This window comes from Actinosynnema sp. NPDC050436, from assembly GCF_040655415.1.
GTDB lineage: Bacteria > Actinomycetota > Actinomycetes > Mycobacteriales > Pseudonocardiaceae > Actinosynnema.
This window is the reverse complement of record NZ_JBFAJV010000005.1, coordinates 295,774-319,546: the sequence shown is the minus strand read 5'-3', so window position 1 is coordinate 319,546 and position 23,773 is coordinate 295,774. Positions and strand designations below refer to the sequence as shown.

Here is a 23,773-nt window from a genome sequence, read left to right as displayed (position 1 = left end):
CGGTCACTCAGGACCGGTGTGAGTGCTGGTCAGGGGCGGTTTGGTGGGGTTGACGCCGCACTTCCAAGCTGGTCATGCGGGTTCGATTCCCGTCACCCGCTCTCTCCTCCCCTCGCAGGTAGACGCCTCGTTATCCGTCCCAAGTGGACGATCTTGTCGCCCTTTTTGATCTTCCGTGTCCCCCGCGTGCCCCTGGCGGCGGTCGACGTGCCCTTCCCGGCCTTGACCATGGCGTCGATCCCAGCCGCGATCTTCCGCCCGCGCTCCTCCCTCGCGTGGAGGTAGATCAGCGCCGCGCGGGTGGAGCTGTGCCCCATCCGGTCCATCAGCTCGCGGAGCGTCGCCCCCGTTTCGGCCGCCATCGTGTTGCCGGTGTGCCGGAGGTCGTGCAGGTGGACTTCAGGCATTCCGGCCTTGGCCCGCGCCGCGTTCCAGAGGTGCCAGAAGTTGCTCCGCTTCGGCCTGCCGCCCTTCGGCCCGATGAACACCCAGTCATCCGGGTCGTCGCCGACGAACAGGCTCAAGTGGGCCTGAATCTCCTCCGTGAGGAACGGCGGCAACGTCACCGGCCGCTTCCCCTTGGCCTTGGGATCGTCATCGAACAGCTCGCCCGAGTCCGGCTGAACGGTCTGCCGGTCGACCTTCACGACGTAGAACGTCACCCCTTCATCGGTCACCCGCGTGAAGTCCCGCCGCCGGAGCCCCACCATCTCGGCGAACCGCAGGCTCCCGAACGTGGCCAGCAACACGACAAGCCGGTACCGGTCGAGGATGGCGTCAGCCGCCGCGAACACCTGTTCCAGGCTCGCCGTGGGCCGCTCCGGGCTTTGCTCCTTGCCGCCGCCCTTGATGGTGCACGGGTTGTGCTTGAGCAGCCGTTCTTCCGGGGCGGAAGCCGTGTTGAGCACGGCTCGCAAGAACCGGTACGCCTTGGCCACCGTGACCTCACCGACGCCGTCCGTCAGCAGCTCTTTGCGCCACTGCCGAACACGCGCCGGGCTCAGGTCGGCCAACATCACCTTGCCGAGCTTCGGTCCCACGTGGTTGCGCAACAGGCCCTCGTACAGCTCGACCGTGCGAACTGCCAGGTCCCGCTCTTTGATCCAGACTTCGGCATAGACCCGCAGCTCGATCTTCCCGGCGTCCGGGTTCGTCCAGTCCCCTCGGACGATGTCCGTTTCAACCGTGTTGAGCCACCGATCCGCGTCCTTCTCCCGCTCGAACGTCTCGGGCGCAGGGTGGTACCTCCCGTCAGGCCCTTGGTACCGGGCCTGGAACCGCCCGGACGGCAACCGCCGGATCTTCCCGAACCGCCGCCTCTTGTCGCTCATGACGCGCTCCGGAAGTGGCGGAGAACCGCGCTGGGGTCGAACGCCTCGACCCGTCCGGCCTCGATGAACGCATCAAGGTCCGCCCGCTTGAACCGGATCAGTCGCCCAAGCCGGTGAAACGGCACCCGACGCTCCGCGATCAACCGGCGGATGAATCGCACGGTCGTGCTCATGTACTCGGCCGCCTCGGGCACGCTGAAGTGCTCCTTAACGCTCATATGTTCCCCCTGGTCAGGCCGCTGCGGACGCCACTGCTGAAACATCTGCCGGTGCCGGCCTCAGCCGGGCGAGCACGTCTTGCGCCTCGTCGTACTCGGCTCTCCACTTCAGGCGTTGGGCGATCATGTGCATGAGCAGTTCCACCCGTGACGGGGCGTGGGGGTCTCCGGCCTGGACCGGTGCCCACCTCAACCGGGCCTGGTCGGTGTCCGGCTTGGAGATTCCCGACGCTTCGAGGGCTTCGCGGACGAACGCGGCCCGGTCGCTCTTGTGTTCGGCGAGGGTCTTGCCCGACCAACGGCGGGAGACCAGGACCCGCCGACCGGGCAGGCCGAGGGTGTCGCGGCGGTGTGCTTTGCCCTTGCAGTGCCCTGGTGTGGTCCGGGAGGTGGCTCCCTTGGGTTGGACGCCGTAGAGCAGCCACACGGCGCAGCGTTCCGAGCACGGCGTGACGGCCAGCTCCGCCGCCAGGCGGTCCGCGTGGTCGGCCAGGCGCGCGGAGGTGTCGGTGTCGACCACTTCGGTGATGGACTTGGTCAGGTACTTGGTCAGGTAGCCGATGTGCCGTCCGGCTTCCTCGGAGCCGCCCAGGATGCCCTTGGAGTGCACCTGCGCCCCGAACTGCGCCACGTGCGACGGGGTGTCCAGGCCCGCGACCGCATCCGCCCAGGTGGTCAGGGCGGCACCGGTGTCAGGGTCCACGAAGCCCTTGGCGCGCATGTCCCACACCGGCAGTCGTCCGCCGCTGTACTTGATCTCATCGTGGTCGGGCCACCACACCTGGAGGTAGGTGGCCGCCGTGACGTCCCTGATCACCTTGTGCGGGATGGACCCGCGTACGGCGAAGTGCGCGTGCGGGGTGATCCGCCGCTGGGGTTCGACCGTGCCGAAGTACTGCGCGTCGAACCCGACCACGCGGCGGAGGTTCTGCCACCACCGGTCGACCAGCGACGCGAAGTGGACCGCGTCCCGAGCCGCCCGCCGGTAGTCGTACGCGTCAGGGTCGACCGGTGCGCCATCCGGCCGGACCTTGCCGTAGGTGTCCAGGGTGAGCGTGACGAACGTCGAGGGCCGGTACTTGCCGGCGAACTCCCGCCCCACGGTCCGCCTGTCGACCTTGCGGCGCGGCAGGTTGGGCGCGTCCTGCCGCCTCCTGGTGGACCGGACGGGAGTGGTCCGGGCCGGGCGTTCCACAGCGGGAAGGTTCCCCCGAACCCCCTCCCGCCGGAGGTCGGAGTCGGTCTCCCGGATGCCCTCCCGGTAGTCGTCGGCGTCGCCCAGCTCGCCGGCCGCAACGGCGTGCCGGTAGCCGGCGGTCAGGTCCGAGCGGTGGGTCACCAACGCCACCTGGTCGTCGGTCGGCGCGTGGCGTTCCGCCACGGGTTCGTGGTCGAGGTGCCAGCCTTCGCGGCACTGGGCCATGCGGGAGCGGCGGTTGCGGTCCGCGCACGCCGGGCACTTCGTGGCCTGGGTCGAGTTGCACCGGATACCCACAATCCGGACCTCACCGGCGTCCAAGTCCACGACTTCCCGCAGCACCGGCCGGGTGCACACGCCGTGCTGTTCGGCCGCCGCCTTGACCACGTCCAGCGTCAGCGGCATCCGTGCCCGCTCCGCCGACGTCATCCCCGCCACGTCGAGAGGGACCGCCGGAACCACCGAAACGTCAGCGCTGCCAATGGTCTTGCTCTTTGTGTCCTGTGTGGATTCGCTCATGCCGCAGCACCCCCAGCACTGTCGTTGTCGTCGGGTCCGGGTCGGTTCGGGAACTTGTGCACCGTCGCGTCGGTCACGGTCAGGAACACGCCCAGCTCGACCAGATCGGCGTCGGTGACGTGGAAGGCCCGTGCCCGCTCCGGTTCCCGCTGCCCGTCCTGCTTGACCCAGGCGACGCCGGGCGTGCTCTCGCTGATCTCGTGCGCCGCCGCACCCCGCTGACGAACCCCGTCCCCGAGGACCATGTCCACCTGCCCCGGTTCATCCAGCCGCAGCGCCACGCGGGTGGTGAACAGGTGCCGGAAAGACACGACTTCCTTGCGCGGGTCCTGGACCAGGCCCACGACCGCATAGCCGGGCGCACGGCCCTGTGAGGTGATCGTCTGGATCGCCCGCGCGGCCCGTTCCCGCAGTCCCTTGTCCGGCTGATAGGCGATCAGGTCCGCCAGCTCATCCACCACCAGCACGGTGAACGGCTCGCCGCTGGACCGGGCCCACAGCCGCCGCACACCCCGATACCGGGAAGCCCGCTCCTTGACCTCTGCGGCGATCTCCTCCAGCAGCGCGACGGCATCCGGCCCGTTGTCGTAGACGACCCGGTCGAAGGCGTCCGGGCACTGACCCAGCTCCATACCGCCCTTCGGGTCGACCCCGACCAGGCGCACCAGCCCGGCCCGGACCGCCGGCGCGAGCTGCCACACCAGCGACCACAACACCGACCCCTTGCCCGCCCCGGGCACCCCGACCACGAGCACTTGTGACCCGAGCAGCCGCAACCGCCACGGCCGACCCGACTCCGTCCGCCCGACGATCACCCGCTTGAGATCCACCTCAGTGTCCCGGGACAGCACCGGAACCGGCACCGGTCGCGCCAGCGGATCACGGTGCACGAAATCCAACTCGATCAGCCGAGGACGCAGCACCCGCACCCGACACGACCGCGCCCCGAAGGCGTGGGCCAACCCGTCGCGCCGCAGCTCCCAGGCTTCCGGCGACTGGGCGGGCACCATCCGCACCCGAACCCGGTCCCGCCACCCATCCGACCGGACGCGCTTGAGCGTGGGCCGGTGCTCCCGGCCGTGACTGTCCTTGGCCAGCTCCGCCAGGCGCATCGTGGTCCGCCACTTGGGCACGTAGACCGTCGCCCGACGCCACTCCGTCACCACCCGCAACCACGTGTGCCGCAGAAACGACGCCCGGTGCAGCCCCGACCAGATCAACAGCCCCGCCACCACCGACAGCACGGCCAGCACCAGCGGTACAGGCCCGAACCGCAACGAGCACCAGGCCGCCGATGCCGGCACCAGCGTGACCACCGGATAGCGGAGCACGACGAGCACCAGGCGCACGCCGCCGACGACCAGCAGCCACGCCAGGGCCAGCAGCGCCGCCAACCACTTCAACCGACCCGGCACCAACATCCACCACGGCACCCGAGGACGGGCACCCTCGAACGGAGTCGGATCAACCCACCGCCCGCCGCCGGTCACCACACACCCCCGCTCTGCGGGACCACCACGGGTGCGTCGAACACCAGCGGCAGCAACCCCAGGCAGGAGCAGCACACCCGCTCACGCGGCGTATACCGACCGAAGCGACGACACCGCACGCACCGGGTGCCGTCACGGAGCTTCCACAGCGTTGCGCGGACGCGCCGGCTTGACGACCGACCCCCACGCACAGATACCCTTGTCATGACTGGAATCCCTTGTGCCTCAACGAAGTGCAGGAGACGCCAGTCGGTGTGTCGCCGGGAACAGACCAAGGCCCGCCAAGACTGAGGGCTGTTCCCGGCGATCACACCCGCCGGCTCGAACTCTTCAGTTGTCGTCACACGCCGTATCCAGGGCGTGCGCCATCACCACGACGGCCCACCAGCACATCCGCCGCGCAACCACCCGATCAATCAGCCGTGCATCAGGCCGGCTCCCCTCACCGCCAGCCCACGACCCGCCGCGCCGCCCACGGTCGCTTCCTCACCGCGCACGCTTCCGGTGCCGAAGCACTTCCCGCAGCGCTCCTCACCACCGTTCGCGGCCGGAACGCGACCAAGCGAGCACTCCTCGACCGGGCAGGAGACCCAGATCCCCGAACACCCCCGCTCACGACCGTGCCGATCGGCGATCTCCTTGAGCCGCCGCCCGAGCACCGCCATGTCCTGACCGATCGACCGCTCGTCCTCCGGCCGGTACGCGTGCACCGGAAAGCTCCCCCGAGCAGCAGCCACGAACTCGACCAGCTCAGCACTCAACGCACGCAGGTCCTCCAACACGTTCCGCTCGTCCTCGGACACCACACCCATCACCCGAGCCTCCCCGTCCTCGTCTCACCCAAGTGCTCCCGCAACACGTCACCCAACCCCTGCTCGTGCAGCTCAGCGGCGATCTCGACCAACGACTGCCCCCGGGCCGTCCGACCCACCGCCTTCGGGTCCAGCAGATCCGCCAACGTCGCCGCCTGAAGCGCGACCCTCGTCATGTACGCGGCCAACTCCACCCCGCCGTCCACACGGCCCGGCGGAGCGATCAACACGGTCTGACCCGCGCCGAACCCCAACCGCATCGCGTGCAGCCTCGTGTCCGGCCACCGCACCACCTCGACCCGCGAACCCATGTCCGGGGCGAACATCAACCTCAACTCAGCAGCCATGACTACGCCGCCACCTGCCCCGCGCCGCCGTCTACCTTCGGCGACGACCCACCACGCCGGGACGCCTGCTGCGGCGACACCATCTCGACAGCCCACACCGTGTACGACACCCAGCCGTCCTTCACATACGGCGTCACCTTCAACCCCGTGAACACCGCCGGCCGAAACGGCGTGCTCTCCAACAGCCCAGGCGGAACCGGCTGCACCTCAGCCGCGATCTTCACCACCTGACCCGTGTTCTTCCCCTTCGCGGACGGGTCCGTGCCCTGCACGACCCACACCGGCCGCCCCGACACCTTGTCCACCGCGTCCCGCGACTTCCCGTCCACCCAGTCCTTCCCCCGCTCCACCGAGATCACGTAGAACCCCTGCGGAAACAACTCATCGAACGTGATCGGAACCCTGTGACCAGCAGGAATAGCCATGTTCTAGTCCTCTGTCCCGTCGTGCATGGTGTTGTGGCCCGTGGTGGCCTGGCCACCCGTGTTGTCGAGAGCGCGGAGCCCGGTGGCAATCGCGTCGGTGAGCCGAGGCGTGGCGTCGTGATCAATGACCAGGACCGCCGGGAACGCGTTGCCGAACCGCAGTTCGATGCGGCCCGCGAAAGCCAAGGGCGTGACCCTGATCGGCACGCCTGCCGTCACGTGCAGCCGCACGAGGTCTTGCACCACGCGGTCACGCAACCTTGGCGGTACGTCGACCCATGCCGGCCGCTGCTTCGTTCACCACCGGTCGTGCGTCGTGTGCCATGCTCGCCGTCCTTCCGGGTCCAGGGCTCTCCGGACCCGTCGCCCGAATTCCCACACTGATCACTTTCGGCTGAAAACGAGGACGCAAGCACCGCATAGCGGGACTTCTGAGGACGTCCTTGCTAGCCTCAAGACGTCCCAAGTCGTCTCAACGGGGGTGCGAGTGGCGAACGAGCGACTACGAGAAGCGTTGCTGCGCAACGGACTTGACCTCGACCACGTCGCACGCGCGACCGGCGTGGACCCGAAGACCGTCGAACGGTGGATCACCAAGGGTCGAGTTCCATACCCTCGGCACCGCCACGCAATCGCGTCGATGGTGAGGGAAACGGAGAATTACCTGTGGCCGGACGCCGTCGCCCTCGAACGCAAGGCCGAGATCGCGGAGTCAGAGGTCGTCAAGGTGTACCCGCACCGCAACAACGTTCCGGCGGAGGTGTGGGACCGCTTGCTCAACGACGCGACCGAGCACATCGACGTGCTATCCCTGGCGGCCCTGTTCCTGGTCGAGCGACCGACGTTCGCCAAGGAGCTGCGACGTAAGGCGGAGGTCGGCGCGAAGGTCCGCCTGCTGTTCGGCGACCCGGCAGCCCGTGAGGCGGCCAAGCGCAGCGAGGAGGAACAGTTGGGCAAGGGCACGGTCGCGGCCCGCATCCGCAACGCCTTGGCGTTCGTCCGCCCGCTGACCGACGTGCCAGGCATCGACGTGCGCCTGCACAAGACGACCCTCTATAACTCGGTGTTCCGCTTCGATGACGAGATGATCGTCAACACGCACGTGTACGGCTTCCCCGGTGCCCACGCCCCAGCCCTTCACCTGCGACGCCTGTCCGCCGGCGACTTGTTCGAGACGTACTCGGAGAGCATGGAGGCGGTCTGGTCATCAGCGAAGCGAGCAACGTTCTGACAGAGTCAGACCTGTGAGCCGCACCGACCACCTCAACGACCCGAACGCGCCGAAGGCCACCAGCATCCGAGTCGCCGTCAGCGCGGTAGTCCGCGACCAGGCCGGCCGCATCCTGATGATTCGGCGAACGGACAACGACAAGTACGCCATCCCCGGCGGCGGCCAGGAGCCAGGCGAGACCGTGGCGGAGGCAGTCGTCCGCGAGGTCGAGGAAGAGACCGGCATCCACGTCGAGGTCACGACGCTGGTCGGCATCTACTCCAACCCTGCCCACGTCATCGCCTACGACGACGGCGAGGTCCGCCAGGAATTCTCGCTCTGCTTCCGCGCCCGCCCCCTCAGCGGCGAACCGCGCACCAGCGACGAGTCCAAGGAAGTCCTCTGGGCGGAGCCCACCGACCTGGACGACCTCGACATCCACCCGTCCATCCGGCTGCGCATCGTTCACGGCCTGACCGACGACCGCGACCCTTACTTCACCTGAGCCTCGCGCAACCGAACCTCAGTCCGTTCAACAGCCGCTAGCAGCTCCGGCCGAGCCTCCCGGATGAACCGCGTAATCAGGTCATCCGGCCCGTACCGCTGCTCGATCTCAGCGATCCGCAGGCCAACGTCGACCAGCTCACCATCCGGCCCGGTCGTCATGTCGGCCCACCACAGGGCGTCCCGAACGGCCGTGCCCTCATCCACCCAGGCCGCCAGCTCAGACGACAACCCCCGCAGCGACGCCTCCCGGTAAGCGCACGAGTGGTGAGCAACCAACCCACACACCCGCTCAGGTACCCCCAGCTCAGCGAGGTACAGCGCCCCATCTAGAGGATGGAACCCAGTCCGGACGGCAGCCGGCCCGTACCCAACGTCGTGCAACACGGCGGACGCGATCAACACATCGAGGTCGTCCCCCTCGAACAGCAGGCCCGCTCGCCGAGCCTGCTTTGCAACCCCCAGCACATGCACCCACCGCCGAGGCACCGCGTCCTTCAACACCTCGCCCGCCACCAAGTAGGCCCTAGCCACAAGGTCCACGTTCACAGCCTATGGCGTACCCACCACGCCAACCGCACGAGGACAGGCCACCCTGTGCACTGCCGAATTCAGCTTTATGGGATCAAGGCGCACGCCGCCTGCGGCGGCGCGCGGCCAGTCTCGGCGCACGTTGGCACCGACTCCCCGCATCCCGGCACGCCGGGCTCCCGCTCCGCTCCGCCCAGCGGCCGTGCGCGGAGTCGGTACACGTGGCCGGGTGGCGACGCGCAGAGGTATCGCACTTGGGCTGGAGCTGCTTCCAGCGTCCAAGGTCCGACGATCGCGCGGTCACAGACCTGACAGCGCTAGGCACGGCGATCGGCTGCCGCGACGGCTCCGCCGCCTTGCCAAAGAAAAGTGCCACGATCGCAGGTGGCAACAATACAAATGATCCTCAACAGTTAGATTACAGTCGGAGCGGTGACTACCTGGTGGATGAAAGCAATCGCCGCCTCGACGCGCGTCCGAATCCCGGACAGTTCCGTTATTGTAAATTGACCCGCATGTCCATGGGCACCCTCATTGAACGTCCGAAATAGCGTCAACAAATTCTTGACGTCTGCATCAACGAGATTGGCGATCCCCTCCTCTGCGACTCCATGCCTGCGGAGCAGGTAGCCGATCTTAGATCTACGAGTCGGCGCACCCGCATCTGTCACATCGCAATTAGGCACCTCTCGCTTGACTTCCGAATCCGGAGCCGAGCTATCCAACATTGTGATGATCACTTCACGCGTACTGGTACAGAAGTGCCTGGCCGCGTCGGGGTTATGCGGACTGAGTGCATAGAGTGCACCCGTCCACCTGCCGACAAGATCCTGCCCGAAGGTCGCCAACTCCACTATCAGCGAAGGAGCACAGAGTTCATCCTCCGTTACGTCATCCTCAGGCTCCCCATCGCCATCTAGTGCGTTGACCAAATACACACTGTTAGCAGTTTCATCGCTCGCCAGGTCGATAAACCGCTGAGCGGCTGGCGAAACAGGTCCGTATGCGAGGTTAGACTCCACGGAGCTGTATGCCTCGACCAAGGTGGTAGTCGACTCACGGTACGCCACAAAAGAATGCGCTACAGGACGAGAGTTAAGCCGTGAGATCTCACGATTAATTCGACTCCGCTGATTTTGGACCTACTGGTTGTGCGCGCGCACCTTGGAGTTTTAGTTGCGCACATCACGATTATAGTCGGAAACAGCTTTTTTAACCGCGGCGTTGTGCTTGCGCGCTTGCTGATTGAAGTTGTCAACTGCGCGCTTGTGATCCCGCTGAGCCTTCTGCACAGCAGCCCGAAACTGTGCTGGAGTCATTTTTCTGACCATATTCATTCAAGACCTTTCCGCAACCCAAAGAAGGCGGCCCTGCCTATCGCTCAGCACCTTCGGCAACAGTAAGGAGTGGGACGGTTGACCGAGGTCCAAACTCCCCGGCCAACCGTCAACCAGTCTCAGCCGTTCTTGTGCTTCGTCCTGTCAACCTGGACGTAGCCCTGCCCCTTCGAAGGAGTGGGCGGGAGCGGCTTGCCTGCGATCGCGGTGATCTCCGTCTTGCTGCCCGGCACCTTGTACTGGCCGGACGAGGGGGCAGGCGTGCCCGGAGGCAAGGTCTTGCGCGCCATGGAAAGGCTCCATTCCTTGCAGAGCAAGCCGGATGCCTCTCACCAGTCGGACGGCCCTGTTGCCGTTCGGCGTGGCCTTGTTACGGTGTCCTTGCGCGACCAACGCATTGGACCCCGATCGAGGCATCGACCCCGGTCGGGGTCTTCTCATGCTTGCTGTGAGGCAGCGTACATCAAGTCCGCGTAAAGTTCTGGCGCGACACGCCCGACTACCCCCACATGTAGTGCCTTACAGGGCGCACCCCACCACATCTTGTTAACACTTCACTCGACATCGAACGAATGTGCGAGAAGGTAACTGCTCCCATGCCCCGATCAGCGCAACCACTCGTCATGAACCTGCCCCGCGCCGAGTCACCGCGCCGTGTTACTCGCGTGCCATAACCCAAGGGCCACAGCGGTAAATCGTGGACATGAACGGTCAGGGGACTGCATCAGCGCAGGTCAGTGGACCGAATGACCAGGGGCGTGATCGTTGCCAGACCTTCCAAGCTGGTCATGCGGGTTCGATTCCCGCCACCCGCTCTCGCGCTTCCCTTGCAGGTCAACGGCGGTGCCCACCCGCCAGGCCGACACTGCCGCAGTACCCCGAGACCCCGTCGTACGATTGGCGTGCCATGGGTCGTGCGCCTTTACGCCGCCTTCACCCTGTTGCCGAGCTTCGCGGCGACCTCCCGGTCACGCTCGTTGATCGCGACTTGGTAGGTCAACGGCGCCCTCATGCCTACGTGCCGAGGGCAGCTCGACCACCTGGAGGAGAACCCCTCCACAGTGGACCGTGGAGTGTCGCGTCCGGCTTGATGGCGAGCGTGTGACGCACGAGTTGGGCAAGTTCCACCCGGTTGGGTGCACGCTGCGCTTGACGTGCACACCGAACACACCGCTAGGCTGAGCACGACCGGAAAGCCCCCCTCCCCCCGAATGCGGCGACCGGTCAGCGAATCGCAGGGGACAGGTCGATCCCGCCATGACTCCGCCTGTCCCCTGCGACCACGCGTCGACCGCTAGCGATGTGAGCGGTGACCGAATGGGCTCCGAAAGAGGGTGGGACTTCGGGTTAGAAGAAGTGCTCGTAGCACTCGGCTCCGGCGAAGTAGTGGTTGGCGTGTTCGCGCATTCGGGGGGCGTACGTCCGGTCCTCGAACAGGTCCAGGTAGCTCTCGAAGTCGTGGTCGATCACACCGGCCTCGGTGGCCGCGTAGACGTCGAAGCCCGGGTACATCACGCCGACGAACGGCATGTCGTCCACGTCCAGGGCCAGCACCGGGTACTCGCCGATCGTGTCGGGTTCGCCCACCGCCAGCACGCGCCGCGAGTCCGAGCCCCCGGGCAGCAGGAAGCACTCGGGGAACTGGGCGGCCACCGACGTGTAGCACTCGCCCCAGAACTCGCCCAACTCATCAGCCGCCAGGCGGTCCAGGGGGCGCGGGGTGAAGGTGCCGTCGGGGGCGAACCAGCCGTGGCGGCGGAACAGGCTCGTGTCGTACGCCAGCCACTCGCGCAGGCTCGGCGACAGCGGCCTGCCGGACGGGAACCTCGCTCCCTCCAGCGCCTCCTCCGGCATCGGGCTGGGAATTCCGCCCTCGACCCACGGCACCTTGATGAAGTCGTACATCGACCTGCCCGGGTCGGTCCGGACGGACTCGATCGCCCGCCTGGTCAGCGCCACGCCGTGAGCCTTTTCGATCATGGGCGCAAGCTAGCACCGGGCACCGACAATTCCGGGGCTGTGCGAAGGCATGAGCGGGGGTCTTCTGGAGGCACAGGAGGGACTGCCTGTGGTCCACTGTGGATGGACGGGTGGCTCGGGTTTAGTCACACGTCCGGGTGGTTCGGGGCGGGGGTGGGGCTTTCGGCTCCTAGGTTGAACGCCATGATCACGGTTCTCGCCCAGGACACCGCCGATTCGACCAGCGTGACGATCGCGGTGTTCCTGGTGTTGACGGCGTTGCTCCAGGTGGCCCTCTGGGTGGCGGCGTTCGTTTCCGTCATGCGCCAGGACCGGCTCACCGGCGGCGGGAAGTTCCTCTGGCTCGTGGTGATCGTCGGGTTCCCGCTGTTGGGCAGCCTGGGGTGGTTCATCTTCGGGCGCAGCGCGCAGTTGGTGAAAGCGATGCCCGCTTAGGGTTGCCGCCCATGGGAGTCCTGCGGTCCGTCCTGCTGTTCGTGCTCGCCGCCGTCGCCGAGATCGGTGGTGCCTGGCTGGTCTGGCAGGGCGTGCGCGAGCAGCGCGGGTGGTGGTGGGTCGGGCTGGGCGTGATCGCGCTCGGCGCCTACGGGTTCGTGGCCACCCTCCAGCCCGACGCCGACTTCGGGCGCATCCTCGCCGCGTACGGAGGGGTGTTCGTGGCCGGGTCGCTGGCGTGGGGCGTGGTCTTCGACGGGTTCCGGCCCGACCGGTGGGATCTCGTGGGTGCGGCGGTGTGCCTGGTCGGCGTCGTGGTGATCATGTACGCGCCCCGTTGACGCCGGAGCGGCCCGCGACCCGGCGTCTGGGCAGGGCACGGTGTCGGGCCGGGGCACGGTGTCGGGACGGGGTGTGGTCGCACATGATGTGACCATGCGACTCGATCAGATCGTGGTGGACTGCCGGGAACCGGCCGCGTTGGCGCGGTTCTGGGCCGCGCTGCTCGGTGGCACGGCCGTGGACCGGGCGCGGGGGTGGTCCCACGTCGAACCGCCGGGGTGGCCGAGGATCGCCTTCCAGCCCGTCCCCGAGGGCAAGACCGTGAAGAACCGGCTGCACCTCGACGTCGCGGTCGACGACATCCCGGCCGCGACTGCGACCGCCGTCGGGTTGGGGGCGACGGCTTCGGGATCGATCGTCACCGATGAGCAGGGCAGCTTCCAGGTCGTCCACGACCCGGAGGGCAACGAGTTCTGCTTCGTGAAGGGGCCGGACGACGGGAACGGTGCGGAGAGCCCGTGAGATCGCGGCGTGAAGGGGAGGAGGCGGCGCGAGAGAGGGGACGCGAGAAGGGCGTCAGCGGCCGTAGGAGGTGACGGCTCGCCAGAGGGCTTCGCCGAAGCGGACTGCCAGCAGCACCATGAGAAAGCCGATGGAGAAGGTCACCAGGCATCTCAGGAGGACCCGGAGCTTCGTGCGCGTCATCGGCACAGTGTGCGCCCTACGATGCCGTTGTGACCGACGATTGTCTCTTCTGCCGCATCGTTGCGGGCTCCGTGCCGGCTCGCGTCGTGCACGAGACGGATTCCGTGCTCGCCTTCCACGACATCAACCCGCAGGCGCCCACGCACGTGCTCGTCATCCCCAAGGTCCACCACCGCGCCGTCGGCGACCTCGACCCGGTCACGGCGGGCGCGGTGCTCCAGGCCGCGCACCACGTGGCGAAGGGCGAGGGGATCGCCGAGGACGGCTACCGGCTGGTGTTCAACACCGGGCGTGACGGCGGGCAGACGGTGTTCCACGTGCACTGCCACGTGCTCGGTGGGCGTTCGCTGACCTGGCCGCCCGGATAGGCCCAACCGGCGTCACCCGGTCACGGCGGCGACGGCGGCGCGTAAGGCGTGCACGACCTCGTCGTCGCCTTCCACGGACAGTTCCGACAGCGGTGCACGTCCCCAGAGCCACAGGTCCACCGCCGACGCCGAGCCGGTCACGACGGCCGCCGGGTCGGTGTACGGGCAGTAGTCGACCACGCGCTCGTGCAGTGACACGGTCCACTCCCGGCCGGGCACGCGCAGCGTCACGGCCCGTCCGCCGGTGTTCGCGGCGGGCGGGAGGTGGCAGCCCAGCCACAGGGTCAGCACCTCGTCCACGCCGTCCACGGCCAGCGCGGGGTCCAGCGGCGCGGACAGGCCCGCTGCGGCCTGCGCGTCCACCCGGTGCACGGCGGTCTCGTGCGCCATCCGCCGCAGCCAGAACCCGACCGTGCGGTCCCACGGGCACCAGGTCGCGGCCGGCTGCGCGGCACGTGCCGGGTCCAGGACGGCGATCAGCGACGCCGCGCCCACCCGGTACCAGTCGACGGGGTCCGCGCCGTTGGGCGACTGCGCGCCGCCGACCGCCCCGGGCGGGTCGGTCGGCCGGCTCCCCCGGGTCACCCACCTGGTCACCAGGCGGTGCACGGAGCCGACGTGCCGCACGAGCCCGGTCACGGTCAGGCCGGGGCAGCCGGGCACCTTCCGGTCCCCCGGTACGAGGTCCGCCGCGACGGCCAGCGCCGCCGCCTCGGCCCGCAGGGCGCTGCCGAGCGCTTGTGCGTCCATCGGCGCAGCATGTCCGAGCGCGCACGCCCGGCGACACCCCTAAAAGGATCGCGCCCGGCTGGTCGAAGGGCGTATGACAGACCGCATGGCACTGACCCTCCGCACCCTCCGCTCCGACGAACTGCGCTCCTTCCAGCGGATGGTGGACCAGTCGTTCCTGGACGACGTGAAGGAGGACGAACTCGAACGGTGGCGTGGCATGTTCGAGCCCGAACGCCACCACGCGGTCTTCGACGGCGACGAGATGGTCGGCGGCGGCGGCATCCAGACCCGGCACATGACGGTGCCCGGCAACGGCCCGCAGCCGGTCGCCGCCGTCACGTCCGTGGGCGTCAAACCGGGGCACCGCCGGCGCGGCGTGCTCACCCGGCTGATGACCGCCCAGTTGCACGGGCTGCACGAGGAGCGGCGGGAGGCGTTCGCCGCGCTCTGGGCGTCCGAGGCGGGGATCTACCCCCGGTACGGCTACGGCCTGGGCTCCGAGTTCGCCCGCCTCGACGTGCCGCGCGGCGCGGCGTTCCGGGCGGGTGTGGAGGTCGACGGCGAGCGCGTCCGCGAGGTCTCGGCCGCCGAGGCGATGCCGTGGCTCAAGGAGGTCTACGAGCGGCTGCGGCCGACCCGGGTGGGCTGGCTGAGCCGGACCGACGCGCACTGGGACCACCACCTCGCCGACCAGGAGGACGACCGCGACGGGCTTTCCTCCTACCACTACGTGCTGCACCCGCGCGGCTTCGCGGTCTACCGGGTCAAGTCGAACTGGGTGGAACGGGGTCCGCGCAGCGAGCTGCACGTGCGCACGCTCGTCGCCGAGACCGACGAGGCGTACGCGGCGCTCTACCGCTACCTGTTGGACCTCGACCACATCGGCGAGCTGAAGTCCTTCACCGACCCGGACGACCCCGTCGTGCACCTGCTGGCCGACGCGCGGCTGGCGCTGCGGTCGCGCACCGACGCGTTGTGGGTGCGGCTGGTGGACGTGGAGCGGGCGCTGTCGCTGCGCCGCTACCAGTCCGACGTCGACGTGGTGCTGGAGGTGCGGGACGCGTTCTGCCCGTGGAACGGGGGCCGGTGGCGGTTCACCGCGTCGGGCGGTGAGGCGTCCGTGCGGCGGGTGGACGACGACCCGGACGTGGCGCTGGACGTGGAGGCGCTCGGTGCCGCGTTCCTGGGCGGTACGCGCCTGACGACGCTGGCCCGGGGCCAGCGGGTGCGCGAACTCACACCGGGTGCCCTGAACGGCCTGTCACATGCGTTCCTGGGCGACCGGGAGCCACACTGCCCGGAGGTGTTCTGACCGGTTCGGGAACCGCTGACCGGGTTCGGTGCGTTCACTTGACAGCAACGCCGTCGCACGTCCGGGAGGACCGCCGTGAACGCCGCCATCGTGGTGCTCGTACTGATCGTCCTGGTCGCGGGCGGTGCCTGGTACCTGGCCAAGACCCGGGCCGCCGCCCGGGAGCGGGCCCTGGAGGACGCCCAGGCCGACGCCCGGCGCTGGGTGGAGCGGCTGGGCGGCCAGGTGATGAGCCTGACCGGCACGGACGTGGCGTCCAGCCAGGCGCTGGCGGACGCGTCCGAGCGGTTCACCGCCGCCGGGTCGCAGATGGAGCAGGCCAAGACCACTGAGCAGTGCAGGCTGGTCACGCAGACCGCGATGGAGGGCCTGTACTACGTCCGCGCGGCGCGCACCGCGATGGGCATCGACCCGGGTCCGGAGCTGCCGGACCTGACCGGCCAGGGCCGCGCGGGGCAGGTGACCGAGGACCGCCGGGTGAGCGTCGAGGGTCACGACTACGCGGCGTCGCCGCGTCCGGGCGCGGGCACGCCGCACTACTACCCCGGTGGCGTGGTGGCGGGCCGCCCGGTGCCGCAGGGCTGGTACAGCGAGCCGTGGTGGAAGCCCGCGCTGGTCGCCGGCGCGTGGGGCGTGGGCTCGTTCCTGCTGTTCAACGCGATGTTCTCGGGAATGGCCGGTGTCGCGGCGGCCGACGCCTACGCCGACGGGTACGCCGACGGCGCGGCCTCGGACGGCGGTGACGCCGGCGGTGACGGCGGCGGCGACTTCGCCGGGGGCGACTTCGGCGGCGGCGACTGGGGCGGCGGCGACTTCGGCGGCGGTTTCGACTTCTGACCGAGCACGCGCGAGAGGGGCCGTCCGGTGTCGGACGGCCCCTCTCGTCGTCACGGGGTCAGACGGACTCGGTGCGCAGCACGGACACCGCCGCGCCCCGCGCCCCGAACCACTGCTCCAGTTCCGCGCCGTCCAGCTTGAGCCCGGGAACCACCTCGGTCGGGCCGAGGACGGTGCCGGTCATGCCGGACACGGTGGCGTCGACCAGCACGGCGTCCCGGAACGACGTGGTGACCACGGACGTGCCGGACAGGTCGGCACGGGTGAAGTCGGCTCCGTTGAAGATCGCGTCGCCGAGGTTCGCGCGGCGCAGGTCGGCTTCGGTGAACCGGGCGTCCATGGCGTCGGCCTTGGTCAGGTTCGCGCCGATGAGGCTCGCCCGCACGAAGCTCGCCTCGTGCAGGACGGCCCGGACCAGGTCGGCGTCCACGAGGTTGGCCCGGATGAACCGGGTTCCCTCGCAGTGCGCCCCCCACAGCTCGATGCCGCGCAGCACCGCGTCGGCCAGGTTGGCGCGGGACAGCCACCCGTCCACGAACGGTCCGCCGGACAGGTCCGCGCCGCGCAGGTCCACGTCCATCGCGTAGAGCGGCTGCTCCGGGTCGGCGAGCCACCGGCGCAGGGCGGCGACCGCCTCGGGCGCGTCGGGCCAGCGCAGGGGCTGCCACGGGTCACGGGTAGAAGATGATTCGGTCACCCCAGCCCTTCCTCTCCACCAGGGCCCGCACGCTCTCGATGTCGGCCGCGTTGGCGTTTCGCGTGTCCAGGATGACGTTACGCTGCTTGGAGAACTGCACCTCGACGACCCTTTCCAGCCAGGACTCCGTGTACCCGTTGCGGTACGGCCCGTTCCGGACGTCCTCGGCCACGCTCGGCGGCCAGTCCGAGTTGATGCTCTTGGCGTCCCAGAGCTGCCCGTTGGCGTCGACGAAGTCACCCTTGTTGGACAGGAGCTTGCCGTCCGGGCCGGTCGGGCGCTCGAACGGGCCGTAACCGCGCTGTTCGAGGTCGAGCGCGATCCGGGCCTCGTCGCGGGAGGAGTCGCGGGGCTTGCCGTTGTGGTCCGGGTCCTTCTCCAACTCCTTGAACCGCTCGGAGTTCTTGCCCTCCAGCTCCTTGAGGTGCTTGTCGAGCGCCGCCTTCTCGGCGGGGGTCAGCTCCGGGTGCGGCTGCTTCGGGTCGACGGGGCGGCGGCCCAGCGGGTGCGGGTTCGGGTCGCCCGGGGTCGGCGGCGGGGTGGTGTCGCCCGGCGGCTTGTTCGAGCCGCCGCCGCTGCCGTCCGCCGGCGGGGTGGCAGGCGGGGTGGAGCCGGACTGGTGGGTGTCGCCGCCGGTCGGCCTGGTCGGGGTGTCCACGGAGCCGCCGGTCGTGCCGGACGTGGTCGTGGTGCCGCCGGTGTCACCGCCCTGCGTCTCCGGCGGCTTCGAGGTGGGCGGGGCTTCGCCGCCCTGCCGGGTCGGCGGCGGGGTGCCGTTGTCGCCGTGGGTCTCCGGCGGTTTCGACGCGGGCGGGTCGCCGCCCTGCTTGGCCGGTGGCGGCTTTCCGCCCGGGTCGCCATGCGGCTCGACGGCGGAGTTGCCGGGCTTCTTCACCGGGTCGGGTGACTTCGGCGGACCGCCGGGGGCATCCCCCTTCCGCAGCGCCTTGAGGCCCTTCTTGATCAGCTCCCAGATCTCGTCCAGCCGCGACAGCAGCGGCCGCAGCTTGGCGATCGACCGCATGAGCTTGGCGATCTTCTGGCCGATCTTCTTCACGAAGTTGGCGATGACCGCCATGACGGCCGAGACCACGTGCGCGGTGGCGAAGCCGAGCGTGACGGCCTCCTCGGCCAGCCACAGCGGGAGGCGCGCGATCAGCGTGGCCACGCACTCGGCGATGATGTCGCGGACGATCCCGCGCACGGTGCCGACCAGCACGCCGGACACCTCGACCACGGTGCCGATGATCCCGGCGCACCGCGCGGCGGCGGTGATGTGCGACGACTGGCTGGTGATCGAGCCCCGGTAGGCGTCGGCGGCGGCACCGGTCCAGCCGGCCGCACCCCGGTTGACCTCGGCGACGAGGTCCTCGTTGGCCTTGGTGACGGCCTGCGCGACGTTGTTCCACGTCTGGGAGTAGGCGGCGATCTGGTCGGCGTCGCCGGCGAGCCAGTTCAACGAGTCGCGCAGCGGGCCGACGTGCTCGATGAGCCACGACACGGCGGTGGCGACCAGCGACCCGAGCGGGTCGAGCACGAACGCGAGCGCTTCCAGCCCGCCGCCCGCCAGGGCCAGGCCCTGGTCGACCCAGGTGCCGTCGGCGAACGCCTGCTGGAGTTCGACGGCAGCTTCGATCGGGCCTGCGCCGGTGTAGCTGCGGGTCGAGTCCTGGCGCTCCGCGACCAGCGGGTTGTTCATCTGCCGCCCCCGCGCAGCGCCTGGGCGTTGCCCTGCTCGACGGTCTCGTAGTCGGTCGCGGTCCGCTTCACCGTCTGCACGGTCTCCCCGACCGACGCGGCGACCTCGGTCAGCGCCTGGACGCCCGCCCTGGCGATGAAGGTCATCATCGGCGGCAACATCATGCACGTCTTGCCGTACGCCCGACCGGACAGGCTGACCTGCCGGGCCGCGTCGACGGCCTGGGCGAGCTGGTCCTCCACGCCGCGCAGTCGGTCGGCGTGGCCGCGTAACTCCTCGACAAGGACCTGGTAACCCTGGTTCACGCAAACCCCCTACTCGGTGACGGAAGGACCGTCCCAGTCCTCGTCGTCCTGGACGGGCCGCCGGCTGGCCGGCGGCGTGGTCGGCCGCACCTGGTCCGCCCACGGTGGGGTGTCGGACGAAGGTTCGGGGAAACGCTGCCGGTAGGACGAGACCAGCGCGTCGGCGGTTCCCGGCTCCTCCACGCCGACCGCCGTCACGATCTCGGAGACCCGGCCGGCGATCCGGGACTGCGCGCGGCGCATGGTCGTCATGATCGACGCGGCGAGCGTCGCGCCGGACACCTCGCGCGCCTTGTCGGAGATCTCGATGTCCTGGAGCGCGCCGGACGCGCCGACGCTGAGCCGCACCAGCCCGTCCTTGGACACCTCGGCCACCGCGACCTCCGCGACCTGCCTGCTCATCTCCTGGTACTTCTCGGCTTTCGCCGCCACGCCCGCCACCCACCGGGCGATCTCCTGCTCCGTGCGGACTTCGTCGCCGCCGAACACGGGATCGGTCACCCCACGCCCCCTTCTCCTGCCGGCTGATCGTTCTCGGACCGATGTGCGTTAGCTTGGACGGGACGATCAGCCGGCGGTTCCCGGCACCGACACGTCGGCCCCGCGCAGGGCGAACCACAGCTCCAGGTCGAGGCCGTCGAGCCGCGCGCCGGGTTCGACCTCGACCGGCCCGCGCACCGAGCCGGACATGCCGCGCACCGCGGCGCCGCACAGCTTCGCACCCCGCAGCGACGTCTCGTCCACGGTCGCGCCGGTCAGGTCGGCGCGGGTGAGGTCGGCACCGGTCAGCACGGCCCGGCCCAACCGGGCGTCGAGCAGGCACGCCCGCACCAGCGTGGCGCCGGTGAGGTCCGCGCCGACGAACGCGGCCTGCTCGCAGTGGGACTCCCGGAGCACGGCCCCCCGCAGGTCCGCGCCGCACAGGTCGGCACCGCTGAACCAGGACTCGACGAACGGGCCGCCGGACAGGTCCGCGTCCCGCAGGTCGAGGTCGACGCCGAAGAAGCCCTCGTCGTGGTGGTCGAGCCAGGTCCGCAGCGCGCCCGCCGCCTCCGGCGAGGCCGGCCACCGCCGGGGCCGCCACGGCGCGGTCGGCCGTCCCCGGTGGTGCCGGCTCCCGTCGTCGCCGCTCATCCCAGTCTCCCTCCGCCTCGCCCCTGGTTCGGGGGCGGGAGGTTCCGGGTTCAGGGGGAACGGGGAGTTACTCCGGCTGGCAGACGGGGCACCAGTACAGGTTGCGGGCGGCCAGGACGGCCATCGCCACGGGCGTGCCGCACACCAGGCACGGCAGCCCGGTGCGCCGGTAGACGTAGACCTCGCCGCCGTGCCGGTCCTCGCGCGGGGCGCGGCCGGTGGCGGCGGGCAGGTGCTCGGGGCGCACGGTGTCGATGCGGCCGACCTTCACGCCGTCGCGCATCAGCAGCACCAGGTCGGCCCAGATCGCGTCCCACAGGGCCCGGTCGACCCGGTGGCCCGGCGTCAGCGGGTGCAGGCCGTGGCGGAACAGCACCTCGGCCCGGTAGACGTTGCCGACGCCCGCGATCACCGCCTGGTCCATCAGCAGCACGCCGATCGACCTGCGGGACGCGGCGACCCGGGCGAACACCAGGCCCGGTCGCGCGTCGCGGCGCAGCGGGTCGGGGCCGAGCCGACCGCGCAGCGCGGCCACCTCGCCGTCGGTCAGCACCTCGCACCGGGTGGGGCCGCGCAGGTCCGTCCAGTGCGTCGGGCCGACCACGCGCATCCGGACCTGGCCGACCGGCTCGGTGACCGGGTGCGGGTGCTCGGTGAACGTGCCGTAGAGGCCGAGGTGGACGTGCACGGTGGCGTCCGGGCCGTAGACGTGGAACAGGTGCTTGCCGTGCGCCTCGGCGCGCAGCAGCACCCGGCCGTCCACCTCGGCCGCCGGGAACCGGCCCTGCGGGCTGGTGACCTCGACGGCCGAGCCCGCGTACCGGCGCTGGTGCAGCCGGGCGAGCCGGTGCAGGGTGTGTCCTTCAGGCACCGATCGCCACCACCTCGCGCAGGTGGATGCGCACGCTGAGCCGGGCGTCCGCGCTCAGCAGGCGCTGTGCGAGCGGCACCGCGCGCTCGCGGTCGTGGCGGCCGAGCACCGCGCACAGCCCGGCGAGCTGGAGCACGCGGTCGAAGTCCGGCTCGTCCACCCGGTCCAGGCCGCGCGCCACGGTGGCGGCCAGCGCGTCGGCCGCCGCCGGCTCGTCCGCCGCGTGGGCGAGCTGCCAGTCGAAGAACAGCTCGTCGCCCAGCCCGACCAGCGCGGTGAGCGCCTCGACCCGGGCCGCCTCGGCGGCGGTGCCCGAGGTGTGCCGGCGGCCCTCGGCGACGGCACCCGCCAGCTCCGGGAACGTCCGGTCCCGGCCGGCCTGGTCGCGCACCACGCCCAGCCACGGCACCCGGCGGCCGGCCTCGGCGGCGGCCACCACCACCGGGTAGACCCGGTCGCAGCCCCAGGACGCGAGCGCCTGCACCGCCAGGAAGCAGTGGTAGCGCTCGGTCCCCTCGGCGGTCAGCAGCGCGATCAGCCCCGGCACCCGCTCCAGGTACCGGGGGTCCGCCGACGCGGCGTCGATCACCGTCTCCGGGTCGGGCGCGAACACCCCGTCCAGGTCCTCGAACAGCAACTGCCGGATCATCAGGGCAGTTCCGGTGCCTCGCCGGTGCGCTCGTAGTCGCTCAGGATCGAGATCCGGCGGGCGTGCCGGGGCTGGTCGGAGAACGGGGTGGACAGGAACGCCTCGACGATCGCGGTCGCCTCCTCGGCGGAGTGCATCCGCGCGCCCACGCCGATGAGCTGGGCGTTGTTGTGCTCTCGCGCCAACTGCGCGGTCTGCACGCTGTAGGCCAGCGCGGCCCGCGCGCCGGGCACCTTGTTGGCGGCGATCTGCTCGCCGTTGCCGGAGCCGCCGATCACGACGCCCAGGCTGCCCTCGTCGGCCACCACGCGGCGGGCCGCCTCGATGCAGAACGGCGGGTAGTCGTCCTCCGCGTCGTAGACCCCCGGCCCGACGTCGACCACGTCGTGGCCGGCTTCGGTCAGGTGCTTCGCGAGGTGGGCCTTCAGCTCGAAGCCCGCATGGTCGGATCCCAGGTAAACACGCACGTCCGGGAAGTCTGCCATCCTTGCGCGGGTGTTCGGTCAAGAGGGATACCAGCTGCGGCTGGAATGGGGCGACGAGGGCGTCGCCGCACTCGGCGGGCTGTGCGCCGTGGTGGTGGTCGTGGACGTGCTGTCCTTCAGCACGGCCGCCGACATCGTTGTCGGGCGCGGCGGCTCGGTGCGGCCGGTGCGCTGGTCGGACCGGGCGCGCGCGGCCGTGCCCGCCGACCCCGCGTGGACGCTGCGGCCGTCGTCGCTGGTGGAACTGCCGGCGGGCACCGAACTGGAGCTGCCCTCACCCAACGGGGCGACGCTGTGCGACCTGGCGGGGGCCACCGAGTCGCTGGTCGTGGCGGGGTGCCTGCGCAACGCCCGCGCGGTCGCCACGGCGGCCCGCGAGCTGGCCCGGGGCGGGCCGATCGGGGTGGTCGCGGCGGGCGAGCGCTGGGGCGTGCACGTCAACAGCCCCGCCAACGCGCACCGGGGCCCGCTGCGGCCGGCGGTGGAGGACCTGCTCGGCGCGGGCGCGGTGCTGGCCTCGCTGCTCGGGTACGGGGCGGCTTCGGTCGAAGCGGTCGTGGCGGCGGAGGTGTTCGCGCGGTCCTCGGTGGGGGACGTGCTGGCCGGCTGCGTGTCCGGGCGCGAGCTGATCGCGGGCGGGCACGGCGCGGACGTGGCGCTGGCCTCGCAGGTGGACGTGAGCACCGCCGTGCCGCGCCTGGTGGACGGGGTGCTGCGGGCGTGATCGCCGGCGTCGACGGCACGCCCGGCGGGTGGGTGGTGGCGCTGGTGGCGTCCCGGTCGGACGTGCGGTGGCACCGGGTCGGCTCGGCGGACGAGGTGGTCGCGCTGACCACCGGGTGCGCCGCCGTGGGCGTGGACATGCCGTTGAGGTCACCGGCGGCGGGCTACCGCGCGTCCGACGTGCGGGCGCGCGAGCTGCTGGGGCCCGCCCGGTCCTCGATGTTCTTCGCGCCGGTCGCGGCGGTGCTGGACTGCGCCACGTACGCCGAGGCGTGCGCGGTGTCGCGGGCCGCGCACGGCAAGGCGATCAGCAAGCAGGCGTGGCACCTCGTGCCGAAGATCCGCCAGTGGCGGCGGGAGCTGCCCGCGAACGTGGTCGAGGTGCACCCGGAGACCACGTTCCGGGTGCTCGACCCCCGGGTGGTCGACCCGAAGCGGACCGCGCGCGGGGTCGCGCAGCGGCTGATCGCGCTGCGGGCCTTCGTGGACGTGCCGGACGTGCTGGCGGACCTGCCGGCCGGGCCGGCGGTGGACGACGTGCTGGACGCGCTGGCGGCGGCGTGGTCGGCGGACCGGTGGGCGGCGGGGCGGTCGGAGTCGCTGGGCGAGCCGCCCGCGCTCATCGAGGTGTAGGGCC

General features: G+C 70.3%; 33 protein-coding genes. 10 read left to right on the top strand and 23 right to left on the bottom strand.

What is annotated here, in order from left to right; translation table 11 throughout:
* Positions 1-92: 92 nt before the first annotated feature.
* The 8 genes from AB0I60_RS16310 to AB0I60_RS16275 form a co-directional block, all read right to left on the bottom strand.
* Positions 93-1,331, bottom strand: coding sequence for a tyrosine-type recombinase/integrase (locus AB0I60_RS16310; protein WP_360730401.1), 1,239 nt, complete (start codon positions 1,329-1,331; stop codon positions 93-95).
* Positions 1,328-1,525 carry a helix-turn-helix domain-containing protein gene (locus tag AB0I60_RS16305; protein WP_360730399.1) on the bottom strand — a complete coding sequence of 66 codons (198 nt, stop codon included), beginning with the start codon at positions 1,523-1,525 and terminating at the stop codon, positions 1,328-1,330. Before AB0I60_RS16305 ends, AB0I60_RS16310 begins: the two co-directional genes overlap by 4 nt.
* A gap of 37 nt (positions 1,526-1,562) precedes the next feature.
* The gene (locus AB0I60_RS16300; RefSeq protein ID WP_360730397.1) at positions 1,563-3,176 is read right to left on the bottom strand and encodes a replication initiator; all 1,614 of its coding nucleotides are present in this window, start codon (positions 3,174-3,176) and stop codon (positions 1,563-1,565) included.
* Between the two features lie 86 nt (positions 3,177-3,262).
* Positions 3,263-4,687 (bottom strand): FtsK/SpoIIIE domain-containing protein, encoded by a 1,425-nt coding sequence (locus tag AB0I60_RS16295; protein ID WP_360730394.1) that lies wholly within the window; start codon positions 4,685-4,687, stop codon positions 3,263-3,265.
* A gap of 485 nt (positions 4,688-5,172) precedes the next feature.
* The gene (locus AB0I60_RS16290; protein WP_360730391.1) at positions 5,173-5,559 is read right to left on the bottom strand and encodes a hypothetical protein; all 387 of its coding nucleotides are present in this window, start codon (positions 5,557-5,559) and stop codon (positions 5,173-5,175) included.
* 8 nt (positions 5,560-5,567) lie between these two features.
* Positions 5,568-5,915, bottom strand: a complete 348-nt coding sequence (locus AB0I60_RS16285) for a hypothetical protein (RefSeq protein WP_360730389.1) — start codon at positions 5,913-5,915, stop codon at positions 5,568-5,570.
* A 2-nt stretch (positions 5,916-5,917) separates the two neighbouring features.
* Positions 5,918-6,274 carry a hypothetical protein gene (locus AB0I60_RS16280; protein ID WP_360730386.1) on the bottom strand — a complete coding sequence of 119 codons (357 nt, stop codon included), beginning with the start codon at positions 6,272-6,274 and terminating at the stop codon, positions 5,918-5,920.
* 69 nt (positions 6,275-6,343) lie between these two features.
* Positions 6,344-6,586 carry a hypothetical protein gene (locus AB0I60_RS16275; RefSeq protein WP_360730383.1) on the bottom strand — a complete coding sequence of 81 codons (243 nt, stop codon included), beginning with the start codon at positions 6,584-6,586 and terminating at the stop codon, positions 6,344-6,346.
* Between the two features lie 241 nt (positions 6,587-6,827).
* Between AB0I60_RS16275 and AB0I60_RS16270 the strand changes: the two genes are divergently transcribed.
* Together AB0I60_RS16270 and AB0I60_RS16265 are read left to right on the top strand one after the other, a co-directional pair.
* A complete protein-coding gene (locus tag AB0I60_RS16270) occupies positions 6,828-7,571 on the top strand; it encodes a DUF5919 domain-containing protein (RefSeq protein ID WP_360730380.1) in 744 nt (247 codons plus the stop codon).
* Positions 7,572-7,584: 13 nt separating this feature from the next.
* Positions 7,585-8,055, top strand: coding sequence for an NUDIX domain-containing protein (locus AB0I60_RS16265; protein ID WP_360730377.1), 471 nt, complete (start codon positions 7,585-7,587; stop codon positions 8,053-8,055).
* On the opposite strand, the gene AB0I60_RS16260 is transcribed toward AB0I60_RS16265, so the two are convergent.
* From AB0I60_RS16260 to AB0I60_RS16240, 5 genes are all read right to left on the bottom strand, one after another.
* Positions 8,043-8,597: an HD domain-containing protein gene (locus AB0I60_RS16260; protein WP_360730374.1), complete on the bottom strand. Its 555-nt coding sequence runs from the start codon at positions 8,595-8,597 to the stop codon at positions 8,043-8,045. The genes AB0I60_RS16265 and AB0I60_RS16260 overlap by 13 nt on opposite strands.
* Before the next feature lie 401 nt (positions 8,598-8,998).
* Positions 8,999-9,439: a hypothetical protein gene (locus AB0I60_RS16255; RefSeq protein ID WP_360730653.1), complete on the bottom strand. Its 441-nt coding sequence runs from the start codon at positions 9,437-9,439 to the stop codon at positions 8,999-9,001.
* Positions 9,440-9,757: 318 nt separating this feature from the next.
* Positions 9,758-9,904 (bottom strand): hypothetical protein, encoded by a 147-nt coding sequence (locus tag AB0I60_RS16250; protein WP_360730372.1) that lies wholly within the window; start codon positions 9,902-9,904, stop codon positions 9,758-9,760.
* Between the two features lie 137 nt (positions 9,905-10,041).
* Complete coding sequence (locus tag AB0I60_RS16245; protein ID WP_360730369.1) at positions 10,042-10,212, bottom strand: hypothetical protein; 171 nt, start codon at positions 10,210-10,212, stop codon at positions 10,042-10,044.
* A 1,057-nt stretch (positions 10,213-11,269) separates the two neighbouring features.
* A complete protein-coding gene (locus AB0I60_RS16240) occupies positions 11,270-11,902 on the bottom strand; it encodes a hypothetical protein (RefSeq protein WP_360730367.1) in 633 nt (210 codons plus the stop codon).
* 183 nt (positions 11,903-12,085) lie between these two features.
* Here AB0I60_RS16240 and AB0I60_RS16235 point away from each other — a divergent pair, with 183 nt between their 5' ends.
* The 3 genes from AB0I60_RS16235 to AB0I60_RS16225 all read left to right on the top strand — a co-directional run bounded on the left by AB0I60_RS16235 (position 12,086) and on the right by AB0I60_RS16225 (position 13,141).
* Entirely contained in the window at positions 12,086-12,337 is a 252-nt protein-coding gene (locus AB0I60_RS16235) for a PLDc N-terminal domain-containing protein (RefSeq protein ID WP_360730364.1), read from the top strand.
* Between the two features lie 11 nt (positions 12,338-12,348).
* Positions 12,349-12,678, top strand: a complete 330-nt coding sequence (locus AB0I60_RS16230) for a YnfA family protein (RefSeq protein WP_360730361.1) — start codon at positions 12,349-12,351, stop codon at positions 12,676-12,678.
* Positions 12,679-12,772: 94 nt separating this feature from the next.
* Complete coding sequence (locus AB0I60_RS16225) at positions 12,773-13,141, top strand: VOC family protein (protein WP_360730358.1); 369 nt, start codon at positions 12,773-12,775, stop codon at positions 13,139-13,141.
* A gap of 54 nt (positions 13,142-13,195) precedes the next feature.
* On the opposite strand, the gene AB0I60_RS16220 is transcribed toward AB0I60_RS16225, so the two are convergent.
* Positions 13,196-13,324, bottom strand: coding sequence for a hypothetical protein (locus tag AB0I60_RS16220; RefSeq protein ID WP_360730356.1), 129 nt, complete (start codon positions 13,322-13,324; stop codon positions 13,196-13,198).
* 29 nt (positions 13,325-13,353) lie between these two features.
* Here AB0I60_RS16220 and AB0I60_RS16215 point away from each other — a divergent pair, with 29 nt between their 5' ends.
* Positions 13,354-13,692, top strand: coding sequence for a histidine triad nucleotide-binding protein (locus AB0I60_RS16215; RefSeq protein ID WP_360730353.1), 339 nt, complete (start codon positions 13,354-13,356; stop codon positions 13,690-13,692).
* Between the two features lie 12 nt (positions 13,693-13,704).
* Here AB0I60_RS16215 and AB0I60_RS16210 read toward each other — a convergent pair whose 3' ends face one another.
* On the bottom strand, positions 13,705-14,442 hold the full coding sequence (locus tag AB0I60_RS16210; protein ID WP_360730350.1) for a maleylpyruvate isomerase family mycothiol-dependent enzyme: 738 nt from the start codon (positions 14,440-14,442) through the stop codon (positions 13,705-13,707).
* Between the two features lie 85 nt (positions 14,443-14,527).
* Between AB0I60_RS16210 and AB0I60_RS16205 the strand changes: the two genes are divergently transcribed.
* Positions 14,528-15,736 carry a GNAT family N-acetyltransferase gene (locus AB0I60_RS16205; protein WP_360730348.1) on the top strand — a complete coding sequence of 403 codons (1,209 nt, stop codon included), beginning with the start codon at positions 14,528-14,530 and terminating at the stop codon, positions 15,734-15,736.
* A gap of 75 nt (positions 15,737-15,811) precedes the next feature.
* Positions 15,812-16,573, top strand: a complete 762-nt coding sequence (locus tag AB0I60_RS16200; RefSeq protein ID WP_360730345.1) for a hypothetical protein — start codon at positions 15,812-15,814, stop codon at positions 16,571-16,573.
* Positions 16,574-16,631: 58 nt separating this feature from the next.
* On the opposite strand, the gene AB0I60_RS16195 is transcribed toward AB0I60_RS16200, so the two are convergent.
* From AB0I60_RS16195 to AB0I60_RS16160, 8 genes are all read right to left on the bottom strand, one after another.
* Complete coding sequence (locus AB0I60_RS16195) at positions 16,632-17,270, bottom strand: pentapeptide repeat-containing protein (protein ID WP_360730342.1); 639 nt, start codon at positions 17,268-17,270, stop codon at positions 16,632-16,634.
* A complete protein-coding gene (locus AB0I60_RS16190) occupies positions 17,245-18,969 on the bottom strand; it encodes a hypothetical protein (protein ID WP_360730340.1) in 1,725 nt (574 codons plus the stop codon). The genes AB0I60_RS16195 and AB0I60_RS16190 overlap by 26 nt, the downstream gene beginning before the upstream one ends.
* Positions 18,966-19,274, bottom strand: a complete 309-nt coding sequence (locus AB0I60_RS16185; RefSeq protein ID WP_360730339.1) for a type VII secretion target — start codon at positions 19,272-19,274, stop codon at positions 18,966-18,968. The genes AB0I60_RS16190 and AB0I60_RS16185 overlap by 4 nt, the downstream gene beginning before the upstream one ends.
* Positions 19,275-19,283: 9 nt before the next feature.
* Positions 19,284-19,775 (bottom strand): YbaB/EbfC family nucleoid-associated protein, encoded by a 492-nt coding sequence (locus AB0I60_RS16180; protein ID WP_360730336.1) that lies wholly within the window; start codon positions 19,773-19,775, stop codon positions 19,284-19,286.
* Between the two features lie 66 nt (positions 19,776-19,841).
* Positions 19,842-20,408 carry a pentapeptide repeat-containing protein gene (locus AB0I60_RS16175; protein WP_360730333.1) on the bottom strand — a complete coding sequence of 189 codons (567 nt, stop codon included), beginning with the start codon at positions 20,406-20,408 and terminating at the stop codon, positions 19,842-19,844.
* A gap of 67 nt (positions 20,409-20,475) precedes the next feature.
* Positions 20,476-21,279, bottom strand: coding sequence for a zinc finger domain-containing protein (locus AB0I60_RS16170; RefSeq protein WP_360730330.1), 804 nt, complete (start codon positions 21,277-21,279; stop codon positions 20,476-20,478).
* Positions 21,272-21,928: a hypothetical protein gene (locus AB0I60_RS16165; protein ID WP_360730328.1), complete on the bottom strand. Its 657-nt coding sequence runs from the start codon at positions 21,926-21,928 to the stop codon at positions 21,272-21,274. The genes AB0I60_RS16170 and AB0I60_RS16165 overlap by 8 nt, the downstream gene beginning before the upstream one ends.
* Positions 21,928-22,395, bottom strand: a complete 468-nt coding sequence (locus tag AB0I60_RS16160) for a ribose-5-phosphate isomerase (RefSeq protein ID WP_360730650.1) — start codon at positions 22,393-22,395, stop codon at positions 21,928-21,930. Before AB0I60_RS16160 ends, AB0I60_RS16165 begins: the two co-directional genes overlap by 1 nt.
* A gap of 28 nt (positions 22,396-22,423) precedes the next feature.
* On the opposite strand from AB0I60_RS16160, the gene AB0I60_RS16155 reads away from it, so the two are divergent.
* Both AB0I60_RS16155 and AB0I60_RS16150 read left to right on the top strand, forming a co-directional pair.
* Positions 22,424-23,137, top strand: coding sequence for a 2-phosphosulfolactate phosphatase (locus AB0I60_RS16155; RefSeq protein WP_360730325.1), 714 nt, complete (start codon positions 22,424-22,426; stop codon positions 23,135-23,137).
* On the top strand, positions 23,134-23,769 hold the full coding sequence (locus tag AB0I60_RS16150) for a DUF429 domain-containing protein (protein ID WP_360730322.1): 636 nt from the start codon (positions 23,134-23,136) through the stop codon (positions 23,767-23,769). The genes AB0I60_RS16155 and AB0I60_RS16150 overlap by 4 nt, the downstream gene beginning before the upstream one ends.
* The last annotated feature ends 4 nt before the right edge of the window (positions 23,770-23,773 follow it).